Below are 22,106 nucleotides of genomic sequence, written 5' to 3'. Positions count from 1 at the left end.
AAAATATTTCTATCTAATTGTACTATTTTTTATGATTCCGGCAAATTCAAATTAACAAAATTTAACAGCAGCTAACTAGCCTTTATTCAATCGTGATATCACCAGTTGAGGAATCAACTTTGAGTATTGCCTTGCTGTGAGTGGCTCTCTTATTAAGGTGGTCGTCTACATCATCGCCAAAGTAGTCAATATCACCAGTATCAACTGACAGATGATACGTCATCTTTTTACTAGCATCGTCTAAAGTAAAATCACCTGTATCTAATGAAAATGAATTATTCCCTGATAACTGCGAGCTAGAAATATGCACGTCGCCAGTATCGACATCGCTAGTAACATTGACAATCTGACTAGCAGTAATCTCAATATCGCCAGTATCAGTCGACAAGTCATTATTTACTGACTTGACATTTTTAAGGTCAATATCGCCGGTATCAGAATCAATCGCCAACTTGTGCAATTGTAAATTGTCTAACTTAAAATCACTTGTTTCTGTCTCGGCATTAATCTTAGTTAATGAATTCTTGTGCGGAACCGTAATTTCTACCTGACATTTAGCGGTTAGATGTTTACCATTAATTGAAATATTACTAATGCCAAAGAAATGGTTGTGCGAGCCTTCACGCTGGCTAACCAATAATTCATCATTCTTTACCTTCGCATTAATCCGGTTTTTCTGATTATCAATAATCTTCACTTGATATCTAGCACCTTGATGAACATTAACATCAGCTAGATCAACATCCACTTTAATTTTAGTAAATTTCTGGGGATAAATTATTCTGGCTTTTGTCGGCTGATTATTTGCGGCACTTGAAGTACTTGCTTGGTGACCAACATAAATACCGGCACCTAGCAAGACCACAATTAAGCAGACTACTAACGTAATTATCACTTTTTTATTTTTCTTCATTTTCAACTTTCCCTTTCTAATAGACTACTAGTATTATAATACACTATAATCATTGCATTTTTAATATTTTTTAGTCAATCAGCTAGTTGTTTTTTCATAGAAAAAGACGTCACACCTTAAGTGTAACGTCTAAATAGTTTTACCAAATATGCAACAAGCGATCAGCTTGTAATTTATTTAAATTAAATTGGTGGACGTGCTGTGGCCTACTTTGCGGGACTTCTTGAATAAAGTCAGCTAAATTAACCAATCCTGTTGAATACGTCCAGACACCCTTAACTTTTTTGATTGGATCCAATAATTCATTTCTGACTGGATACGCTGAAATCAAAAAGTGCTTGTGGTGAAATTTGAACACAAAATACGGCAATCGAAATTTCTTAATGACTTCATCTTTTGTCTTACCAATTGTAATCACATTGCGATAAGTGCCGTACTTTTCTGTAAAACGATCATTAAAAGAAAAGTAAAAATTAGAAATATGCACGTGCGGAAAATCTGCCTCCGCTACTTTATCCGGGATTGCAATTACGTGTGCAAAATGGTCTAAATTGCTTTCCTTTTGTGACAAGGTCTTACCCATCTGGTTAGGATTAATTACGTGCGCCCATTCTGGCACCTGCCAATTATCTTTATAGGTCAAATACATTTCCCGAACTACTTCAGGTCTGACCCAATCATACTGCCGACGTACTTCATTGCGGTTAAGCAAGTTACGTAAGCTTTTGTGGTACATTAAATCCACGACGAATAATTCATATCGGTAACGCTCAACCCATGGCTTATAATGTTCTATGCTGTCAGAAACAATATGGGTACTATCAACAATTACCGTTTCGCCGCGCTTCATCTTTTCTTCTACGAGGTAATCAACTAACCGCTCTGTCTGCTTATTTGCATATCGCGGAATTACTTGATGTAAGCAATCGGTATCTTCTTCATAAAAATAGGTCAAATTCGCCAATAATAATCTAATTTGATCGCGACTAATCGCATATGGTTGTAAGTGATGGCGAGCAATGAATGAAGATTTACCGGAGCCGGGTGCGCCTCGTAATAAAAATATTTTACGCATGCCTTTTACTCCAAACTAAGAATGTAAAAAATTATATAGTATCGTAATAAATTTTAACATACATCTGCCCAATTCCTTAGTCAGAACCAAAAGCAATCTTAAAATTTAAGATAAAATTTTTTTATCGACAATTTGTAAATGAGTATCTAACGTGTAACTAATTGGTTCAGCATTGGCTACTTCCAAATGGACAATATCCTGATCGTTAATCCCTTCCATTTTTTTAATTAATGCCCGCAAACTAGAACCATGAGCAACAATCAATTGGTCTTCACCCTTACGTAATCTGCTTGCTACCTCATTATAATAGTATGGCAATAGTCGCTGCTGCGTCTGATACAAACTTTCAGCAAGCGGCAACCGCTGCAAGTCGCAGTTAGCATAACGTCGGTCCGTAATTTGCTTACCAGCAGGAGGAATGGAATAAAACCCGCGCCGCCATTTTAAAATCTGCTGTCGGCCATAAATTTGGCGGGAAAGGTCCTTATTAGTGCCACGCAACTTACCATAATGCCGCTCATTTAGCCGCCAAGTTTTAGTAATTGGTAAATACAAAAAATGACAAACATCCGCCACAATATCGGCAGTAACAATTGCCCGCGATAAAATTGAAGTGTGGATATGCGTTGGTGCAAAATCGGGAATTTGCCTAATTAATTCACCAGCATATCGCGCTTGTGCCCTACCTTTGGAAGTTAAGGGCACGTCATTCCAGCCGGTATAGACATTAGCCGAATTTGCTGTACTTTCACCATGTCTTACTAAAACTAGCTTAACCATTTTACTTAACCCAATGCATAATCAACAGCACAATTCCGCCAATTGTAAATATAATTCCTAAAATCATAAAGCCGATTGTCCCCCGCTGGTGATTTTGCTGGCGGCGATTATAGGCATATGCCATGTCGTAAAGTCCAACAATTAACACAATAATGGCTGTAAACAAACTAACTTTCATTTCTATTTCCCCTAATTCTCGTAATCATGACCTGGAACAATCATATCATCATTTTTACCGCGTTCGCATTCCACTTGAAAATTAATATGGTTAATCCCCAACTGCCGCAGTTTTTGACTAAGCTGCTGCGTTAATTTTTCAAATTCCCCCGCAGTCAATTTTGCGTCCACGTTTACGTGAGCATCAAGCATAATATAATCGTCACTGTAGCGCCATAAATGCACATGATGAATATTTTTAATCTCTGGAAAAGATAACACAATTTTATTCATTTGTTCAAGGTCAATATCAGGATTAGATTCCATTAAAATATTAGCAGCCTTTTTAGTAATTTGATATGCTTCACGCAGAACAAACAATGATACCAGCAGCGTCATTACGGGATCAAGCCACGTAATCTGCCAAAAGTAAATGAACACCGCGCCAATCACAACCGCAACACTGGACAAGGCATCACTCAGCATATGAACAAAAGTAGAGCGCACATTTAAATTTCCTTGAGCATCACGATGCATCGCCAGCATAGAAATAAAGTTAGCCACTAGCCCAATTACCGCTACGACCAGCATGATACCGCCCTTAATTTTGCTGGGCTGCCAAAAACGCTCGATTGCTTCAATAAACAAAGCAAGGCTAATCAGAATTAAAATAATGCCGTTAGTAAAGGCCGCCAACGTTTCCGCACGTTCGTAACCAAATGTTTTGTATTGGTTGCGGCTACGACTACTAATTAAGTGCGCAACAAATGAAATGATAATCGCACCAACATCACTTAAATTATGTACGGCATCTGATAATAAAGCTAGTGACCCAGACGCGAAGCCGCCAACAAACTCTGCAATCGTAATGACAATATTCAGCAGCGTTACATAAGCATAACGCTTAGTTGTGTGATCTTTCATTTTTGCATTCCTTTCCTTGCATTTAGTGTAACAAAAAAGTCTTACTGCTCCCAGTAAGACTAAATATTTTCTGCATTAATATTATAATCAATAATTTCAAATTTACCGTTATCATGGAGAACGCCACGACTGACACTGCCGTTATCGGGAAAAGTAATATCATGTAAGCCATCACTTTGATTCCAATACTTGATTCCCAAGGTTTTAATAAAATCACCGTGTGATACCAGTAAAACACGCTTCTCATTTTTGGTTAAATCGTTTAGCACGTTAACTGCCCGCACCATTCGGGCGTCAAGTTCTTCCTTATTTTCAGCTAAATGTCGCGGATCAGCCTTTTTAGTTGCCTCACGAAATTCATAAATCCCCACTTGATTGATAATTTTACTAACGTCATCCTCGGGGCCAATGCCAGCAGCTAGAGCTACTTGTTTCCAAGTATTATGAACATCATCGCCTTCAAACGACCCAAAAAAGACTTCACGAAATTCGGGCAGCTTTTTGATTTTACCAATTTCTGACACTTGATTGGCTTCCTTCATTAAGTGCACCGTGTCAATTGCCCGCTTCAAATCGGAAGAATACATATTGTCAAAATGAACTTGACTTAAAGCATGTGCCGTCCGCTTTAAATCATTAATTCCCTTAACCGTCAAGGGAGAATCACACCAGCCCTGCACCTTGTCAAGCTGGTTAAACATTGTTTCACCGTGACGTACCAAATAAACTTCTGTAGTCAATTTGCATTCTCCTTTCATAATAGATTTGTATTAAACTATAACATATATGCTTTATAAAAGAAATATGCCGCCTGAATAAAGGCTAGGGCCGCAATGAATAAGCGAATAACTTTTGCTGGAACTTTTCGTAAAATTCCCATCCCTAAATAGCCACCAATAAACATGCCAACGGCAAGCGGAATTGCTTGCTGCCAATAAATGTGTGAAGTAAAGATAAATACGATTAGTGCCACTAAATTTGCCAGACCGCAAATAATATTTTTGATGGCGTTAACGACAATAAACTTTTCATCAGTGATATAGGTTAGCAACACTAGCACGATAACACCACCCGCAGCGCCAAAGTAACCAGTATAAACACCCATCACGAGTAATGCCGCAATATAGAAAATTTCCTGCCAAAGTGGTCTTTTATGTGGTTCTAAATTATGATGCTTACCGGAGGCCAATACCATAATTCCCGACCCCGCAATGAAGAACGGCACCAGCTTTTCAAAGACACTTGATGGGAATGATAATAATAAAAAGCAGCCTGCAAGCGACCCAATAACGGTGAAGAAGCCATAAAAGCCAACCTGCTTCCAGTGCCCCTTGAGCTCTTTAGTTGATGAAATGGTTGAACCAACACTCGTCCAAATCAAGGCGGCATCGTTAGTGACATTAGCATAAACAGGTGGAATACCAACAGCCAATAAAACCGGATAAGACGCCAGTGATGCCATTGATGCTACTGACGATAATAGTCCTCCTGCAATTCCGCCCAACAAAAGAAAGATTAATGTAAAAATTGACGGCATAATTTAACTCCTTTTTGGCAATAATATCTATTATAATGCAAGTAGAACACAAATAAAGAAGGTAAACTAACAGTGACAAAGTTTGAAACATTGATAATTATTCCAGAAGGTAGTCTATTAAATCAAAAAGCAGCCGAAAGAAACGCTCTGAGGCAGACTTTAAGTGAGCTTAGACGCGACTTTGGCCCAGCCGAGCGTATTAAATATACTAGTTTGCAGGAACAAGTAAAATTCCTGAGCCAAGATGAACGGCTGCAGCTGCTTAACCAAACTTTCTTTAGTGACAACTTACAAGCAGCACAACAGATTTTTGAACAAAAGATGGCTGGACAACATCAATTAACGCAGGATGCTATTCCCTTTTTAGATGAAGCGGCAGCTAAAGTTAATTTAGTGATGCTGGCAAAAGAACCGCGAAAGATATTAGAACCGCGGCTTGCAGAAAGTGAACTGCTAAATTACTTCTCAGCTGTCTACTTCCCAGAAAATTTAACTGCCAAATTGCCCAATAAAAACGTATTTGTGCCAATTTTTCAAGAGCATAACAATTTCAATCCGGCCACTAGTCTTGTAATTGGTACCAATCTGACTGAAGAAATCCAAGGCGCTGTAAATGCCAACCTGCAATCATTGTGGCTGGCACCGAAAAAGAGCAAAATTCCGATTACACCTCATCCCACACTGCACCTCAACAAGTTAAGTGATTTATTATTTTACCTTGAACTCAGCTAGTTTATAATAAGAGTAACAGATTGCGAGGTATAAAATATGACTAAAGTTGCGGTAATCTTCGCTGATGGTTGCGAAGAAGTTGAAGGCTTGAGCGTCATCGATGTTCTGCGTCGTTTAGGTGTGCAAGCCGATATGGTGGGCTTAACTAGTAAAGATGTCATCGGCGATCATCACATTAAGTTAACTTGTGATAAAATTGTTGACGACAGCTTACTAGATTATGACCTAGTAGCCTTTCCCGGCGGTAAAACTGGTGCCGAAAATTTGCGGGATAATGAACTGCTTCATTCGTTAATGGTGCAGCGCCATCAAAATCAGCAGTGGGATGCGGCCATGTGCGCAGCACCGATTGCCTTGGCACGCTATGGCGTTTTAGATGATGTCGATTACACCTGTTATCCCGGGTTTGATACACAAACAAAGCATGATGCACCAAGCGGTAACTTTAAAGAAAAGATTACGGTAACTGATTCGGATCATAAAGTTATCACCAGTCGCGGACCAGCAACGGCTTGGGCTTTTGCCTATGCGATTGCAGAGGCACTGGGAATTGATACCACAGATTTAAAGCAAGGGATGCTTTACGAGTATCTCGGCAGTAACATTCAAGACAGTTTATAAACAATATAAAAGCCGCTACTAATCAGTAGTGGCTTTTATTGTCTAAGTTAACGCCAATCTAATTAGATTGTAACGCGCTCCTGGCACTAATTTTCTTCCTTAACATTAATTGCCTTAATAAAGGTGAATTTACCATCTTCATAAGTGAACTTTAGGATACAGCAATTATGAAAATTAGTTACTTGCCGTTTAATCTCAGCATACGGCAGCCATTTTTGTAAGAACATGAAGCACGCGCCGCCATGGCTAACTGCCAAGACGCGGTGGTGATCTGGCCGCTCCATGATTGTTGTTAACGTCTGATTCATCCGCTCTTGAACTTCTAAATCAGACTCACCGCCAAACTGCAGAAAAAAATCACCGTATGAATGCCGACTACTGTCATCATGGGGATTGAGCTGCTCACTTTGCCCCTCAAAAACGCCAAAGTTCCATTCTTTCAAACCCTTTAGTCTAGTGTAAGGCTGGTCAGTGATATTTTCAAGTGTGTCACAAGCACGCTCCTGCGTTGACGAATAGGCATGGTCAAAAGTAATCTGTTGGTCCTTAAAATAACGCCCAACTTCCTGGGCATCCTTAATTCCCTGCTTAGTTAATGGCGAATCGGACCACCCCTGGATTCTGTGTAACTGGTTAAACAATGTCTGGCTATGCCGCATTAAATATAATTCTTTCATTTTGTGTCCTCGTTTAACAATACTGTACCTTCTGGTGGATTTTCATCAATTGCACCCACAATTTTGTGGGGCAGGTACGGCTCCTCAATGTAAGCAAGATCTTCATTAGTTAGTTTAACAGAAAGTGCATTCACTGCATCATCAAAATGAGTGGTCTTTGTCGCGCCAATAATTGGCGAAGCAACTCCCTTGGACCACAGCCATGCTAATGCAATTTGAGACATCTTGACCTGATACTTTTGTGCCAATTCGTTAACTCGCTGGGAAATTTTTTCATCAAACTTTTTGGTATGGTCATACTTGCCTCGGGCCACGCGATCGGTCTGACTGCGCAAAGTAGAAGCTGCCCAATTGGGACGAGCAAGTCGACCAGCAGCTAGCGGACTATATGGCATCAGAGATACACCCATTTGGCGGCACAGTGGCAGTAGCTCACGCTCATCTTCACGATAAAGCAAGTTATAATGATTTTCCATTGCTGAAAACTGGGTCCAGCCATGATCTCGTGCAGCTAATTGCAGATTGTAAAATTGATAAGCATACATTGCTGAAGCACCAAGAGCCCTAACCTTACCCGCCTTAACCAAATCATTTAAGGCAGACATTGTTTCTTCAATTGGCGTGTGATAATCAAAACGATGAATAATGTATAAATCCAAATAATCAGTTCCCAGCCGTTCTAAAGTACCGTCAATTTCACGTTCAATTGCCTTGCGGGACAAACGCCCAGGATTAAAATAAACTTTCGAAGCAATTACTACTTTATCTCTTGCAGTACATTTTTTTAATGCCTTTCCTAAGTATTCTTCGCCTGTACCTGCAGAATAGCTGTTGGCCGTATCGAAAAAATTTATCCCTAAGTCTAATGCATGGGCAACAATTTTTTCAGTTCCACTTTGATCTAAAGTCCAGTCGTGCATTGTTCCTGCTTGACCGAAACTCATGCCGCCAACACATAATTTAGAAATTTTAATGGCAGTATTACCCAAATTAACGTATTCCATAGCTGCTCTCTCCTTAACTTTTGTAGTTATTATAATAATCAAGAACAAGTTATGTCTAATACTTATTTTGTATGTCATACTATACTAATTAGGCATGGCTAATGCTTCACCATAAAAATTGTCCAATAGCTTGGTCAACTCGTGGATTTTCATGGAGCTGACTGTGCTGACCGCCAGCTCCCTTGACTTCAATTTCTTGATAATTAACTCTGCCGCGGAGCAAATAACGCAGCGAACGTGCTGAAACAACGCTGACATCCCCGTCGGAATTCGTCCCGTCTTTCTTGTTGCCAAAAATATTTAAGATGGACACATTTTTAGGATAATTTTGCCGGTGTTTTAATAAATAGCGATATGATGAATTTAGATACCTTGGTCGACCACTAGCCAATAAGTAATTATGATTAGCCTTGTCATCCATTCCCAAAATACCATCAAAATGTCCACCAAGATTGACCTGCTTATTTAGCCTAGGTAATTTGTCGCTATTGCCGTATTTCATTTGGTAAAACATCGTCGTTAAGTTCCCCATTGAGTGAGCAACCGTATTGTAGCGTTTAATTCGGTATTTTTTCTGTAACAAGACAATCAAATGATGGAACCATTCACGTGTCACATAATAATCGCCGTTTTTATTATCTACAAATACTAACTGGATTAAGGGATGCGTGGTTCCCTTAGGCCATGTTCCCTCTAAACTAATTTGCCCATCCCGCCTAACTTTTGCAGTTAGTACCTTGTGGGCATGATTATGTTTTTCGGCATAGGCAATCATACTATCCGTAGATTTGCCACTGGCTCCCCAACCATGAAGATAAATTGTCGTTGTACTGCCTGAGCGATCCACCACTTGATTAGTATTAGCCATGTTATTTTTACTAAAATAGAACCAGCTAATAGTACCGCCAACAATCAAGACGACTATCACCAGTCCAAGCCAAAACAAATTTTTCTTTTTCATAATTTCATGTCCTAAAAGTCTTATACTTATCTAAAATCATTATAATACCAAAAACCAATTAATCTTAATAGAAGGAGCATCATGGAACTTAGAGTCTTACGCTATTTTTTAGCAGTTGTTAACGAACAAAACATCTCGCGAGCAGCAGCCAAGCTGCACATCTCGCAGCCCACAATTTCACGACAAATCCACGAACTTGAACAAGAATTGGGCGTCAGTCTATTTGAACGCGGTACGAGAACAATCAAATTGACAACTGACGGCGAATATCTTGCCAATCAGGCTAGACAAATTTTGACTTTAGCCAATAAAACTAGCGCAAATATTGGCCAAAAATCTGAAATTAGCGGCAGCGTCTTTATCGGCTGTTCAGAAGCACCTATGCTCAGCACAATTGCGGATGCAATTAATCAATTAAAGCAAGTTGCGCCTAATGTTATTGTCAACTTACATAGTTGTGATGCAAGCGAGGTTCAGCGCAAAATGCAAAATGGCCTGTTTGATTTCGGTTTTGTCCTGGATCCTTTTAATAAAACCAACTACAACTTCCTAACTCTGCCAGGAACTACAAGGTGGGGCCTGTTAACTAGAAAGGATTCAAATCTAGCTAATAAAAGCAAAATTAAAGTTGCTGATTTAATTGGCAAACCAGTAATTCTGCCGCAGCGTCACAATAGTCAAACATTATTGGCCAACTGGCTGGGGCAAAGCAGTCTTAAATTTCAAACCGCTGCCAGCTATAACTTGCTTAACAATGCCGCAATTCTCGCACAGCACAATGTTGGTGATGTGCTTTGCCTTGACGGGATCATCAATCTTGCACAAACCAACCTAACTTTTATTCCCCTCGAGCCAGAATTAACCATTCACGCAAGTTTAATCTGGTCAAAAACCGCCGTCCTCTCGCGTGCCGCCCAAACATTCTTAGCCCAATTAAAAAAGGTATTAAACTAATAAAAAGACCTGCTGATAAATAATCAACAGGTCTTTCAGCTATTTGGCTTTTAGGCATGATAGCCGCCGAATTTGTATTTATTTTGATACGGTACATGGGCCCACTGCGGAACTTCATTCCACGGTATTCTCGTTGCAATTTCATTCGGTACAAAAACAGAGTCTGGGGTATTTGCCAAATCGTGCGTTGGCGAGTAATCATAAGCCGCAATAATTTCTGCTGCATTTTGGCAAGGGTGATAACAATCAAATGTGCATTCTAAACTCCCCTGCCCATGAGTATAATTTCGAACTACTTTAGCATAATTTTGCATTTGTTTAACTGGAGCAGAACCAGTTAAAATCTCTGTATCTTGATTAGTTCCCACCTCAGGTTCATTAAAAGTGCCTTTCATCTGCCGAATATCACTAATGGCCCGACCAATTTGCGTCGAAGCAATTTCCAGGCGAAAATGATACCACGGCTCAAGCAATTGACATTTTCCTTTAGCTTTAAGAAGCATTAAACCTTGCCGGACTGCGCGCCAGGCAGCCTTACGAAAATCGCCGCCTTGCGTGTGCTTATAACTATAATGACCACTAACAAAGCGAATTTTCATATCCGTAATTGGCGCGCCAATTAAGACACCCAAATGTTCCTTACTTCGCAAATCAAACATTACTTGTTTCTGCCAATTAGGCGCTAAAACCTCATTAGGGCAATCATTTGCAATAACTAAGCCACTTCCAGCTGGCAATGGCTCAAGCACCACATGAGTCTCCGCATAATGTCGCAATGGTTCAAAATGTCCGGCACCCTCAACTGAATCCATAACAGTTTCTTTATACAAAATCTTTCCAGTGCCAAATTCAAGCTGAAGATTAAATCTTTCCTGCAATAATTGCTGTAAGACTTCCAGCTGGACTTCACCCATAATTCGTACACTAATGCTTTGGCTATGCTCATCCCAAACAACATGAAGTTGTGGATCTTCATCCTCTAATTCTTTTAAGGCCAATAAGCAAGAATGTGGATCGTAGTCTTTAGGATCAACAGAATAAGTTAAAACAGGCTGAACTTGTGGATTCTGACTATCATGTTCAACCCCTAGACCTTGTCCTCGATACGTCCCAGTCAAATTAGGAATCGTACAAATTTGCCCCGCTGTTACTTCCTGCTTAGTGGTGAATTTTTCGCCCTGATAAATTCGTAGCTGGTTAACTTTTTGGTTAGTTAGTACAATTTGCTTGGGCTGCAGACTGCCGCTCATAACGCGCAGCCAAGTTAACCGTTCACCTTTTGCATTATGCGAAATTTTAAATATTCGTGCACCAAAATCAGATATTGCTGGTTGGTACTCCTCACTCCAAAAAGCAATCCCTGAAAGTAGTTCTTTAATTCCCTGCAGTTTTAAAGCGGACCCAAAATAACAAGGAAAAATCTGCCTTTTCTTAATCATTTGGCGGATAGTCGCATTATCAATCGTACCTGAAGACAGATAGTCCGTTAAAACATCGTCATCTTGAACAGCAATTTGTTCCTGAGTTGAAGCAGACAATTGTTGATTTTTTAATTCAAAATTAACGCAGCCAGTGGATAATTCTTTTTGTAGTTGCGCAATTATTGTTGGCAATTCTTCTTGACCCGCATCCATTTTATTAACAAAAATAAAAGTCGGAACCTGATACTGCTGGAGCAGTTGCCACAACTTTCTTGTTTGACTTTGTACACCTGCAGTAGCGGAAATTACTAAGATAGCATAGTCCAGAACACTTAATACACCCTCTGTTTGTGCCAAAAAGTCAACGTGACCTGGCGTATCAAGCAAGGTTAATTTTAAATCTTGATATTCTAAATTTGCCTGATGAGAAAAAATAGTAATTCCACGTCTTTTTTCTAGTTGATCTGAATCCAAAAAGGTATCGCCATTATCAACGCGCCCTAACTGTCTAATCGTTCCTGTTTGATAAAGCAGTGCTTCAGATAAGGTAGTCTTTCCCGCGTCAACATTCGCCAATATGCCTGCAACTATCTGTTTCATAGTCCCGCCTTTTCATTCCTTTATTACTTTTTCTTATCTTAATAAAATATAACTTAATTTTAGCCCAATCTATTCAAGGGTTACAGTAGGTTTTTAATTTAAACAAAAAAAGATATCCCAATTGAGATATCTTTTTTGATAAACGTAAATCCAAAATTAACGTTTTGAGAATTGTGAAGCTTTGCGGGCTTTCTTCAAACCTGGCTTCTTTCTTTCAACCATTCTAGGGTCACGAGTTAAGAATCCAGCCTTCTTCAAAGGACCACGGAAATCTGGGTCAACTTCAAGAAGAGCACGGGCAATACCAAGACGGATTGCACCAGCTTGACCTGAGAAGCCACCACCATTAACGTTAACTTTAACGTCATATTGACCGTCAGTTTCAGTCAAAGTCAATGGTTGCTTCAAATCCTTAACTAAGTTAGGGAATGGAATGTATTGATCAACATCTTTGTTGTTAACAGTAATCTTACCAGTGCCTGGTACTAAACGTACACGCGCAACTGCGTCCTTACGACGACCAGTACCTGCATATGCAACTTGTTGTGCCATTTATTTAACCTCCTAGATTAATTTATTAATGTCTAATTCTTCAGGTTTTTGTGCTTCATGCTTGTGATCAGCATCAGCATAAACATGCATCTTCATGAATTCTTGGTGACCAAGAGTGTTCTTTGGAAGCATTCCCTTAACTGACAATTCAACTAATCTAACTGGGTTATTGGCAAGCAAATCACCAGCTGGAACAGCCTTGATTCCGCCACGCCAACCAGAGTGGTGGTAATAAATCTTGTCAGTAGCCTTTTTACCAGTTAACTTAACTTTAGAAGCGTTAATAATAATAACGTTGTCACCAGTGTCAACATTTGGTGTATATTGAGGCTTGTTCTTACCTCTTAAAATAGTGGCTACTGCAGTAGACAGACGACCTAAAGATACATCTGTTGCGTCAATAACATACCACTTACGTTCAATTTCATTAGGTTTTGCTAATTGTGTAGTACGCAATGTAAATTCCTCCGTTTATACGTTGTTTGAAAACAATAAGTTGCCGGGGCCTATCATGGACAAACATACTGTTCTAGAATACGTCCTTTTTAATAAATTGTCAATATTAATCAACGTCTTGCCGGTATTTTTTTGGCAAATCATCATAAAAAACATGGTAAAGAAACAAACCGCTTGCCTGCGCTGTTTCTCTCACCTGCTCGCGATCTCGAGCTTTTATTACCCGGGGAATATCATCAATTGGTCGCTTGCCATTACCAATTTCTAACAAGGTGGCAACTAAAATACGCACCATATTGTATAAAAAGCCAGAACAAATAAAGTCAAAAACAATTTCATTAGTTTCTTCATCTTGAGTGATGTTAACATAATACATTGTTCTTACTTTATTTTTAATTTGGCCGCCACTAGCCGCAAAGCTAGTAAAGTCATGAGTACCAATCAGATCACGTGCCGCTAGCTGCATTTTTTTTACATCAACAGGATAAGGATAGTGACCAGTATAAAAACGTTTGAATGGATCAACGAAGCGGTCAAGACTTGCCCGATAGCGATACCACTTGCCCTTGGCGCTATAGCGAACATGGAAATTTTTATCAACAATTTCACATTCCTTAAAGACAATATCTAACGGCATAATTGAATTAAGTGCACGAATCATTCTTTCCGGTGGAATAGTATTTCCCGGGTAATCAAAGTGAATTACCTGACCAATAGCATGGACACCCGCATCAGTTCTACCTGACCCTTCAACGACTATTTTTTCACCCTTAGTCATTTTAGTTAGCGCAGCTTCAATTGTTCCCTGAACGGTTCTCTGATGAGGCTGACTCTGAAAGCCATGAAATAGGTGGCCATCATATGCAAGTGTCATTTTATATCTTGTAATCATTAATGTATCCTAAAAATTAATAGCAGCGCAATTAAAATTGCAAAATAACCTAAATTAATCAAATCAAACTTTGACCAACGCAATATTCGGTAACGAGTTCGGCCATTATCGTCGCGATATCCGCGTGATTCCATCGCTGTTGACAAATCAATGGCCGTTTCTAATGAATTGATAAACAAGGGAACCAGCAATGGTGTAATTGCTTTTGCCCGGGTAATTAACCCACCATTATTAAAATCTGCACCACGCGAACGTTGAGCATTCATGATTTTAACAGTCTCATCAAATAAGGTTGGCACAAAGCGCAATGCAATCGACATTACCAATGCAATTTTATCAACCGGAACTTTGATTAATTTAAGTGGTGTCAGCAGCCATTCCATTGCATCTGCAATTTCGAGTGGCATTGTTGTTACTGTCATCACCGTTGAAATTAAAATAATCACTGTAAACCGAATGAAAATATAAATAGCATTTTCAATACCATAACTAGTTATTGCAAAAATCGTCCACTGCCAGTAAACTTTACCGCCAACCGTAAAAAACAATTGCAAAAGTGATGTAAAAAAGATTAGCCAAACTAACGGCTTAACCCCATCCCAAAAGACCTTTGGCCGTAATTTAGTTGCAGCTACTGCAATAAAACTAAATATAGTCACAATCGCGTAAGTCAGCGGATTATTAGCCAGAAAAATAATCAAAATAAAAAAGATGGTTGCAAGTAATTTCCCGCGCGGATCCATTTTATAAACAAGTGAATTTCCCGGTACATATCGACCAATTAAAATTTTACTCACAAACTCACCCCTTTAAATTTTCTTTAATTCCCTGAACCAAGTCTTTTGCTGTCAAAGGTTGACTAGGAAACTTAAATCCCGTTAATTTAGATGCAAACAAAGATGCCTGTGGTTCATCTAAATAATGCTGCTTTAACCAAGAACGATCATTAAAAATCACTTGTGGCTTATCATGCTTAATCATCTGACCATGTTCCATTACTAAAACATCATCAGCATAATTTGCCACATCATCCATATTATGAGTTACCAAAATAACCGTATGCCCAGCCTTCTGGTATTCAACAAATAAATCCATCATTTGCTTACGTGCTTGTGGATCAAGTCCTGCCGCTGGCTCATCAAGACACAAGATTTCTGGCTCGTAGGCTAAGACGCCGGCAATAGCAACTCGTCTCATTTGCCCGCCAGAAAGGTCAAACGGGGATTTATCTGCAATATCATCTGGCAAGCCAACTTTTTTAAGCCAAACTTGCGCAACTTTCTTTGCTTCTTCTTCACTATAGCCAAAGTTTTTGGGACCAAAAGCAACATCTTTTAAGACGGTGCTTTCAAAAAGCTGGGCTTCAGGAAACTGAAAAACTAGACTAACATGTTTACGCAGCTGCTTTAAATTCTTGTTTGAAGTTTCTGGTGTAATTGTCGTCCCAGCAATCTCAATTTGACCACTAGATGGTTTTAACAAGGCATTAAAATGTTGCATCAAAGTCGATTTGCCACTACCAGTATGACCAATAATCGCAGTAAAAGTACCATTTTGAAGTTCAAAACTCACATTATCCAGACCCTTTTTTTCAAGTGGTGAATCTGGTGAATAGATATAGCTTACTTGCTTGAATTTAATTGACATAAGAAATTAATCAACTCTTTTTCTGAATTTACAGTGCTTGGAATATTAATACCTTGTTCCAGTAGCTCATCTTTAATTTGTTCAAAGAATGGTACGTCAAGACCCAACTTTTTAAGGAGCTTTGTTTGGCTGAAAATTTCACTACTAGTACCTTGCTCAACCAATTTTCCATCATTCATGACAATTACCTGATCGGCTAAACTTGCCTCATCAATATCATGTGTAATTGAAATAACAGTTAAATCATATTCCTGTTTCATTTGGCGAACAATTTGTAAAATTTTATTACGCCCTTCAGGATCAAGCATTGACGTTGCTTCATCCAAAATAATAATTTTGGGCTTGATGGCAATAATACCAGCAATTGCTACACGCTGTTTTTGACCGCCTGAGAGGCTCGCAGGCTCAGAATTAGTGTAGTCAGTCATACCAACAGCATTAATTGCTTTAGGAACGATTTTTAGCATTTTCTCACGCGGAACCCCACGATTTTCAAGGCCAAAGGCAACATCATCTGCAACAGTAGCACCAACAAACTGATTATCGGGATTTTGAAAAACTATCCCAACTTTGTTTCGAATGTCCCATACACTATCGTCAGTAAGTTTTTCACCATCAACTTCAATACTAGCCTCATCAGAATTATCAGGAACAAGCAAACCATTTATTAATCGAATAATTGTCGATTTGCCACTACCATTGTGACCAATGATCGAAGTCCACGTTCCCCGTTTAATCTCAAAACTAATATGGTCAATAGCGGGCTGCTTTGTATCTTGATATGTAAAAGTTACATTTTTAATTTTTATAATACTATCTGTTGCCATTTCTTCACCATCCTATAAGCCTGACTTGATTATACCAAAAAAAAAGCAAAAAAAATCATCCATGAAGAGGGATAATTTACATTATCTAAGCTAGACTAAACTTTCGTCATCATCTTGGCGCTTATTCTCACTTCCATGGATAATTCTTAATAGCTATTAAGTTTTGGTTATCTCAAATTAAACTAATTCAAGAATAACCATTGGAGCGCCATCACCCTTACGAGCTTTGGCTAACTTCATAATTCTGGTGTAACCACCATTGCGGTCTTTGTAACGAGGTGCAATATCGCTGAAAAGTTTTTGCAATGCTGATTTAACAACAACTGCATCTTTTTCTTCATGGATATCAGCAACTTCATCACGTACAAAAGCAGCAGCCTTTCTTCTAGCAGCTAAATCGCCACGCTTACCTAAAGTAATCATCTTTTCGGCAGTCTTACGAATTTCTTTTGCACGAGTTTCAGTAGTAACAATGCGTTCTTTCATGAACAATTGAGTTGTCATTTCACGCAACATTGCTTTTCTATGTGCACTATCCCAACCTAATTTACGGTATGCCATCAGTTTACCTCCTTTATTTATTAATCTTCTTGACGAAGTGAAAGTCCTAAGTCAGCTAATTTGTTTTTAACTTCTTCCAATGATTTACGTCCCAAATTACGTACGCGCATCATATCTGCTTCAGTCTTATCAGTTAACTCTTGCAGAGTATTAATGCCGGCGCGCTTCAGGCAATTGTATGAACGTACAGAAAGGTCAAGCTCTTCGATTGTCATCTCAAGCTTCTTTTCTGCAGTATCATCTTCCTTTTCGACCATAACATCATCGAATTTGGTATTTGCATCAGCAGTTTCAAACACTTTAAAGTGCGCTACTAGAATTTTAGCAGCAAAACTAAGGGCGTCATTAGGCTTGATTGAACCATCAGTCCAAATCTCTAAAGTGAGCTTGTCAAAATCATCTCTTTTACCAACACGAGTTGATTCAACTTGGTAATTAACCTTTTCAATTGGTGAAAAAAGAGAATCGACCGGAATAACACCAATTGGCATGTCTTCACTCTTGTTGTCGCTTGCTGCAACATAACCACGACCGTTCTTGACAGCAATTTGCATGTGCAAGTGGCCACCTTCAGCGATGGTACAAATATATTGATCAGGATTTAGAATTTGAACATCAGCGTCAACTTTCAGGTCATCAGCAGTTACAGTAGCTGGACCTTCAACGTCCAATTCAATTAATTTTTGTTCATCAGAAAATGATTTTAGCTCAAGCTTCTTCAAGTTAAGAATCATTTTTGCTACATCTTCTCTAACACCAGGAACTGTTGAGAATTCATGTAAGACACCATCAATTTGAACATAAACAAGTCCTGTACCTGGAATAGATGTTAGTAAAACTCTACGTAATGAGTTACCTAAAGTAGTACCAAAGCCTCGTTCAAGTGGTTCAATAACAAATTTACCGTAAGACTTCTCTTGGTCAACAACGGTAATATTTGGTTTTTCAAATTCAATCATTACTAGGCCCCTTTCAAAACGCAACGTCCTTCATTAAGAACAAAATTATACACGACGACGTTTTGGTGGTCTAGAACCATTGTGGGGAACTGGAGTAACATCACGAATTGCAGTAATTTCAAGACCAGTAGCTTGTAATGATCTAATTGCTGATTCACGACCAGAACCAGGACCTTTGACAGAAACTTCTACATGTTTCATACCTTGATCCATTGCACTCTTAGCTGCTGCTTCAGCTGCCATTTGAGCTGCGAACGGAGTAGACTTACGGCTACCCTTAAAGCCCAATGCACCGGCTGAAGACCAAGCAACTGCATTACCTTGAACGTCAGTAATCATGACTAAAGTATTATTAAACGTAGAATGAATATGAGCTACGCCTTTTTCAACGTGCTTCTTCACACGACGCTTACGTGCTGTTTTAGGCATCAATAAACCTCCTTATAAATTATTTATTCTTCTTACTACCCTTACGAGTACGGGCATTATTCTTGGTATTTTGACCACGAACTGGAAGTCCACGGCGGTGACGCATACCACGGTAAGAACCGATATCAATTAACCGTTTGATATTCATGCTAACTTGACGACGCAAGTCGCCTTCAACACGGTATTTATCAACTTCTGCGCGAAGCTTTTCTTGATCGTCTGGAGTCAAATCTTTTGAACGTATGTCTTCAGAAACGCCAGCATCCGCACAAATTTTTTGAGCTGTAGGCTCACCAATACCATAAATATATGTTAAAGCAACAACTATTCTTTTATCTCTTGGTAAGTCAACACCAGCAATACGTGCCATAAATTGCACCTCCTATTTTATTTTTAACCTTGACGTTGCTTGTGCTTAGGATTTGCAGAACAAATAACCATCACACGGCCATGTCTTTTAATAATCTTACAATGTTCACACATTGGTTTAACAGATGGTCTAACCTTCATGTTTACCCCCGTTATTACTTTATAAACCGATACGTAATTCTACCTTTTGTTAAATCGTAAGGAGAAAGTTCCACAGTAACACGGTCGCCAGGCAAAATACGAATGTAGTGCATTCTAATTTTGCCGGAAACATGTGCTAAAATCACAGCTCCATTTTCCAATTCAACTTTAAACATAGCATTAGGCAAAGTATCTACAACTTTACCCTTTACTTCAATGACATCATCTTTTGCCAAAGTCGTTCCTCCGCAATTAAACAGTCATACTTTGAAATTATAGCACGGAATAGTAAATAAACAAATTATTGTTATTTACCTAATACCGCATCAACACTTTCAAAAACTTTTTCTGGAGTTTGTTCACCATCAATGACAGTCAACAAACCTTTCTTTTGGTAAAAGTCTTTCAAAGGTGTATTCATCTTTTCGTTAACTTCTAAACGATTCTTAACTACTTCAGGCTTGTCATCTTCACGTTGATAAAATTCATGACTACCACAACGATCACAAACGCCTTCTTCTTTAGGCATTTTAGTAATCTTATTGTAAGTTGCGCCACAATTTTTACACATAAAGCGAGCTGACAAGCGATCTACTAAAGTCTGTTCTTTAACTTCAAGTGAAATCACATTAGTTAAAGGCTTATTAAGACGTTCAGTAATACCTTCTAATAGTTCTGCTTGAACAGTTGTCCTTGGAAAGCCATCTAAAATGTAGCCTTCTTTAATATCAGGTTGAGCTAAACGCTCTTCAACCAATTTAGCAGTAACTTCATCGGGTACCAAATCGCCCTTGTCGATATAACTTTTGGCTTCAAGACCAACTTTGGTTTCATTAGCCATTGCTTCCCTAAACATATCCCCAGTTGAAATATGAGTTAGGTGATATTTATCAACAATTTGCTCAGACACTGTACCTTTGCCAGCTCCCGGCAAACCTAAAAGAATTAAGTTAATCATTTATCTATTTCCTATCTGATGAATCCCACATATTCACGCTTCATTAACAAACCGTTAACTTGACGAGATAATTCTAGGACAACCCCAATAACAATTAAAAGACTTGTTCCGCCTAATCCAATTGAACTAGGTAAATTCCAAAAATTAGTAGCAAGCTGTGGCAGTAAAGCAACTAAACCTAAGAAAACTGATCCCACCGTTGATAATCTCATTAACAACTTCGAAACGTAATCTTGTGTATCTTTGCCTGGCCATACACTAGGAATATAAGCGCCCTGCTTTTGCAAATTCTTCGAAAGCTTCTCAGGATTAACCTGAACAAAAGCATAGAAGAACGTAAACAAAATAATCAAAAGCGTATAAATTATAACCCCTGGTGTAGTCTGCATACTAAAGATGTTAGTCATTACCTTGTACCATTGCTGATCGCCTTGGGACTTTTGAAAGACCATTAAAATTGTTGCTGGTGTAATAATAAACGAACTAGCGAAAATTACCGGAATAACACCGGAAACATTAACTTTTAATGGCAAAAAACTTTCTGAGCCACTTACAGTTGCTCTCTTTGTATATTGAATTGGAATCCGACGATCCGCCTGTTCAACCCACGTAACTAATTGTGTTACGACGAGAATTGCAATGATAATCGCGATGAAGAACAATATCCCTTGAATGCGATCACTCGCACTATTATTAATAATATCTTCCTTAAAGATCTGATACAGACCACGTGGAAGACGAGCAATAATACCAGCAAAGATAATTACGGAAACACCATTACCTAGTCCTTTATCAGTGATTTCATCACCAAGCCAAGTAAGTAACATTGTTCCGGCTGTCATAATAACAGCAATTTCAACATAGGTCTGCCACGATTGTGACTTAACAAGTCCCATTTGTGTTAATGCGTTAAAGCCAAGTGTTATACCAATACTTTGAACAAAAGCAACAGCTAATGACAACCATCGAGTAACTTGATTGGTTTTACGCCGACCTACTTCACCTTGTTTTCCCCACTCTACTAGTATAGGAACAATATCCATCTGCAACAATTGAATAACAATTTGCGCAGTAATATAGGGTGAAACACCCAGTGAAAAAATCGAATAATTATCTAACCCACCACCAGAAACAGTATCCAGCATGGGAACTAAACCAGTTTGTGCTACTTGAGTAATCGCTTTTGCATTTACACCCGGAACTGTAATATTAGCTCCTATGCGATACAACAGGAGAATAAAGAGTGTAAAATAAATTTTATTTCTAATTTCTTTATCCTTAAAAGCGTTCTTCAAGGTCGAAAACATTAGATCACCTCAACAGATCCGCCAGCAGCTTCAACTGCTTTCTTGGCAGCGGCAGAAACTTTGTTAACCTTTACGTTTAATTTAACTTTTAATTCGCCTTTAGCAAGTAATTTAACGCCTGATAATTCTTTCTTTACCAAACCGTTTTCTTTCAAACTAGCGACAGTTACTTCACTGTTATCTTCAAACTTGTTCAAGTCGTCTAAATTAACAATTGCATATTCCTTACGGTTAATATTCTTAAAACCACGCTTAGGCATAGTTCTGAACAATGGCATTTGACCACCTTCAAAACCTAAACGAGTATGGCCGCCTTGACGGGATAATTGACCCTTTTGTCCACGACCAGAAGTCTTACCGAAACCACTTGAAGTACCGCGTCCAACACGTTTTCTAGTTGAGCGTGAACCAGCAGAGGCATGTAATTCATTAAGCTTCATTGATTGGCACCTCCTCAATAATTATTTATTAACTTCTTCAACAGAAATTAAGTGGGCAATTTTCATTAATGCACCACGAGTAGCAGCGTTGTCTGGTAGAACAACTGTACTGCTGATTCTACCTAAGCCAAGAGCCTTAACAACTTTCTTTTGGTTAGGTAGACGGTGCGCAACACTTCTAATTAAAGTAACTTTTAATTCAGTCATTTATAG

At 38.8% G+C, this 22,106-nt stretch carries 30 protein-coding genes; 3 read left to right on the top strand and 27 right to left on the bottom strand.

Annotated features, from left to right (window positions below; translation table 11 throughout):
* Nucleotides 1-82 precede the first annotated feature (82 nt).
* The 7 genes from PT278_RS04625 to PT278_RS04595 form a co-directional block, all read right to left on the bottom strand.
* Complete coding sequence (locus tag PT278_RS04625) at nt 83-913, bottom strand: DUF4097 family beta strand repeat-containing protein (protein WP_277130616.1); 831 nt, start codon at nt 911-913, stop codon at nt 83-85.
* A gap of 139 nt (nt 914-1,052) precedes the next feature.
* Nucleotides 1,053-1,988, bottom strand: coding sequence for an AAA family ATPase (locus PT278_RS04620; protein ID WP_277130615.1), 936 nt, complete (start codon nt 1,986-1,988; stop codon nt 1,053-1,055).
* A gap of 105 nt (nt 1,989-2,093) precedes the next feature.
* Complete coding sequence (locus tag PT278_RS04615) at nt 2,094-2,768, bottom strand: 2,3-diphosphoglycerate-dependent phosphoglycerate mutase (RefSeq protein ID WP_277130614.1); 675 nt, start codon at nt 2,766-2,768, stop codon at nt 2,094-2,096.
* 1 nt (nt 2,769) lies between these two features.
* Nucleotides 2,770-2,946, bottom strand: a complete 177-nt coding sequence (locus PT278_RS04610; RefSeq protein WP_277130613.1) for a hypothetical protein — start codon at nt 2,944-2,946, stop codon at nt 2,770-2,772.
* Nucleotides 2,947-2,957: 11 nt separating this feature from the next.
* Nucleotides 2,958-3,848: a cation diffusion facilitator family transporter gene (locus PT278_RS04605; RefSeq protein WP_277130612.1), complete on the bottom strand. Its 891-nt coding sequence runs from the start codon at nt 3,846-3,848 to the stop codon at nt 2,958-2,960.
* A 59-nt stretch (nt 3,849-3,907) separates the two neighbouring features.
* The gene (locus PT278_RS04600) at nt 3,908-4,588 is read right to left on the bottom strand and encodes a histidine phosphatase family protein (protein WP_277130611.1); all 681 of its coding nucleotides are present in this window, start codon (nt 4,586-4,588) and stop codon (nt 3,908-3,910) included.
* A gap of 35 nt (nt 4,589-4,623) precedes the next feature.
* Nucleotides 4,624-5,385, bottom strand: a complete 762-nt coding sequence (locus PT278_RS04595) for a sulfite exporter TauE/SafE family protein (protein ID WP_277130610.1) — start codon at nt 5,383-5,385, stop codon at nt 4,624-4,626.
* Nucleotides 5,386-5,457: 72 nt separating this feature from the next.
* On the opposite strand from PT278_RS04595, the gene PT278_RS04590 reads away from it, so the two are divergent.
* Together PT278_RS04590 and PT278_RS04585 are read left to right on the top strand one after the other, a co-directional pair.
* Nucleotides 5,458-6,117: an HAD hydrolase-like protein gene (locus tag PT278_RS04590; protein ID WP_277130609.1), complete on the top strand. Its 660-nt coding sequence runs from the start codon at nt 5,458-5,460 to the stop codon at nt 6,115-6,117.
* Nucleotides 6,118-6,153: 36 nt separating this feature from the next.
* Nucleotides 6,154-6,738, top strand: coding sequence for a DJ-1 family glyoxalase III (locus PT278_RS04585; RefSeq protein ID WP_277130608.1), 585 nt, complete (start codon nt 6,154-6,156; stop codon nt 6,736-6,738).
* Between the two features lie 86 nt (nt 6,739-6,824).
* On the opposite strand, the gene PT278_RS04580 is transcribed toward PT278_RS04585, so the two are convergent.
* The 3 genes from PT278_RS04580 to PT278_RS04570 form a co-directional block, all read right to left on the bottom strand.
* Nucleotides 6,825-7,415 carry a histidine phosphatase family protein gene (locus PT278_RS04580; protein WP_277130607.1) on the bottom strand — a complete coding sequence of 197 codons (591 nt, stop codon included), beginning with the start codon at nt 7,413-7,415 and terminating at the stop codon, nt 6,825-6,827.
* On the bottom strand, nt 7,412-8,419 hold the full coding sequence (locus PT278_RS04575; RefSeq protein ID WP_277130606.1) for an aldo/keto reductase: 1,008 nt from the start codon (nt 8,417-8,419) through the stop codon (nt 7,412-7,414). The genes PT278_RS04580 and PT278_RS04575 overlap by 4 nt, the downstream gene beginning before the upstream one ends.
* 106 nt (nt 8,420-8,525) lie before the next feature.
* A complete protein-coding gene (locus PT278_RS04570; RefSeq protein WP_277130605.1) occupies nt 8,526-9,380 on the bottom strand; it encodes an alpha/beta hydrolase in 855 nt (284 codons plus the stop codon).
* A gap of 81 nt (nt 9,381-9,461) precedes the next feature.
* Between PT278_RS04570 and PT278_RS04565 the strand changes: the two genes are divergently transcribed.
* A complete protein-coding gene (locus tag PT278_RS04565; protein ID WP_277130604.1) occupies nt 9,462-10,334 on the top strand; it encodes a LysR family transcriptional regulator in 873 nt (290 codons plus the stop codon).
* A 50-nt stretch (nt 10,335-10,384) separates the two neighbouring features.
* Here the strand turns inward: PT278_RS04565 and PT278_RS04560 are convergent, their stop codons facing one another.
* From PT278_RS04560 to rpmD, 17 genes are all read right to left on the bottom strand, one after another.
* Nucleotides 10,385-12,355, bottom strand: coding sequence for a TetM/TetW/TetO/TetS family tetracycline resistance ribosomal protection protein (locus PT278_RS04560; RefSeq protein ID WP_277130603.1), 1,971 nt, complete (start codon nt 12,353-12,355; stop codon nt 10,385-10,387).
* A gap of 156 nt (nt 12,356-12,511) precedes the next feature.
* Nucleotides 12,512-12,907 (bottom strand): 30S ribosomal protein S9, encoded by a 396-nt coding sequence (gene rpsI / locus PT278_RS04555; RefSeq protein WP_277130602.1) that lies wholly within the window; start codon nt 12,905-12,907, stop codon nt 12,512-12,514.
* Between the two features lie 12 nt (nt 12,908-12,919).
* Complete coding sequence (gene rplM, locus PT278_RS04550) at nt 12,920-13,363, bottom strand: 50S ribosomal protein L13 (protein WP_277130601.1); 444 nt, start codon at nt 13,361-13,363, stop codon at nt 12,920-12,922.
* 106 nt (nt 13,364-13,469) lie between these two features.
* A complete protein-coding gene (gene truA, locus PT278_RS04545) occupies nt 13,470-14,255 on the bottom strand; it encodes a tRNA pseudouridine(38-40) synthase TruA (RefSeq protein WP_277130600.1) in 786 nt (261 codons plus the stop codon).
* Nucleotides 14,255-15,052 (bottom strand): energy-coupling factor transporter transmembrane component T, encoded by a 798-nt coding sequence (locus PT278_RS04540; RefSeq protein ID WP_277130599.1) that lies wholly within the window; start codon nt 15,050-15,052, stop codon nt 14,255-14,257. Before PT278_RS04540 ends, truA begins: the two co-directional genes overlap by 1 nt.
* Before the next feature lie 4 nt (nt 15,053-15,056).
* Complete coding sequence (locus tag PT278_RS04535; RefSeq protein WP_277130598.1) at nt 15,057-15,902, bottom strand: energy-coupling factor transporter ATPase; 846 nt, start codon at nt 15,900-15,902, stop codon at nt 15,057-15,059.
* Nucleotides 15,878-16,729, bottom strand: a complete 852-nt coding sequence (locus PT278_RS04530; protein WP_277130597.1) for an energy-coupling factor ABC transporter ATP-binding protein — start codon at nt 16,727-16,729, stop codon at nt 15,878-15,880. Before PT278_RS04530 ends, PT278_RS04535 begins: the two co-directional genes overlap by 25 nt.
* 177 nt (nt 16,730-16,906) lie before the next feature.
* Entirely contained in the window at nt 16,907-17,290 is a 384-nt protein-coding gene (rplQ, locus tag PT278_RS04525) for a 50S ribosomal protein L17 (RefSeq protein ID WP_277130596.1), read from the bottom strand.
* Nucleotides 17,291-17,310: 20 nt separating this feature from the next.
* A complete protein-coding gene (locus tag PT278_RS04520; RefSeq protein WP_277130595.1) occupies nt 17,311-18,249 on the bottom strand; it encodes a DNA-directed RNA polymerase subunit alpha in 939 nt (312 codons plus the stop codon).
* 45 nt (nt 18,250-18,294) lie between these two features.
* Complete coding sequence (rpsK, locus tag PT278_RS04515) at nt 18,295-18,678, bottom strand: 30S ribosomal protein S11 (RefSeq protein WP_277130594.1); 384 nt, start codon at nt 18,676-18,678, stop codon at nt 18,295-18,297.
* Between the two features lie 19 nt (nt 18,679-18,697).
* On the bottom strand, nt 18,698-19,048 hold the full coding sequence (gene rpsM / locus PT278_RS04510; RefSeq protein WP_277130593.1) for a 30S ribosomal protein S13: 351 nt from the start codon (nt 19,046-19,048) through the stop codon (nt 18,698-18,700).
* Between the two features lie 23 nt (nt 19,049-19,071).
* Nucleotides 19,072-19,188: a 50S ribosomal protein L36 gene (rpmJ, locus tag PT278_RS04505; protein ID WP_003647815.1), complete on the bottom strand. Its 117-nt coding sequence runs from the start codon at nt 19,186-19,188 to the stop codon at nt 19,072-19,074.
* A gap of 14 nt (nt 19,189-19,202) precedes the next feature.
* Complete coding sequence (infA, locus tag PT278_RS04500; protein ID WP_034980408.1) at nt 19,203-19,424, bottom strand: translation initiation factor IF-1; 222 nt, start codon at nt 19,422-19,424, stop codon at nt 19,203-19,205.
* Between the two features lie 71 nt (nt 19,425-19,495).
* A complete protein-coding gene (locus PT278_RS04495; protein ID WP_277130592.1) occupies nt 19,496-20,146 on the bottom strand; it encodes an adenylate kinase in 651 nt (216 codons plus the stop codon).
* Nucleotides 20,147-20,157: 11 nt separating this feature from the next.
* Complete coding sequence (gene secY, locus PT278_RS04490; RefSeq protein ID WP_277130591.1) at nt 20,158-21,453, bottom strand: preprotein translocase subunit SecY; 1,296 nt, start codon at nt 21,451-21,453, stop codon at nt 20,158-20,160.
* Nucleotides 21,453-21,893 carry a 50S ribosomal protein L15 gene (gene rplO, locus PT278_RS04485; protein ID WP_277130590.1) on the bottom strand — a complete coding sequence of 147 codons (441 nt, stop codon included), beginning with the start codon at nt 21,891-21,893 and terminating at the stop codon, nt 21,453-21,455. The genes secY and rplO overlap by 1 nt, the downstream gene beginning before the upstream one ends.
* Nucleotides 21,894-21,914: 21 nt before the next feature.
* Nucleotides 21,915-22,100, bottom strand: coding sequence for a 50S ribosomal protein L30 (rpmD, locus tag PT278_RS04480; RefSeq protein WP_277130589.1), 186 nt, complete (start codon nt 22,098-22,100; stop codon nt 21,915-21,917).
* Between the last annotated feature and the right edge of the window lie 6 nt (nt 22,101-22,106).

It is taken from the genome of Lactobacillus sp. ESL0703 (assembly GCF_029433435.1).
In the GTDB taxonomy this organism is placed as follows: domain Bacteria; phylum Bacillota; class Bacilli; order Lactobacillales; family Lactobacillaceae; genus Lactobacillus.
The sequence above is the reverse complement of the archived record's forward strand: the minus strand, read 5'-3'. Positions and strand labels throughout refer to the sequence as shown.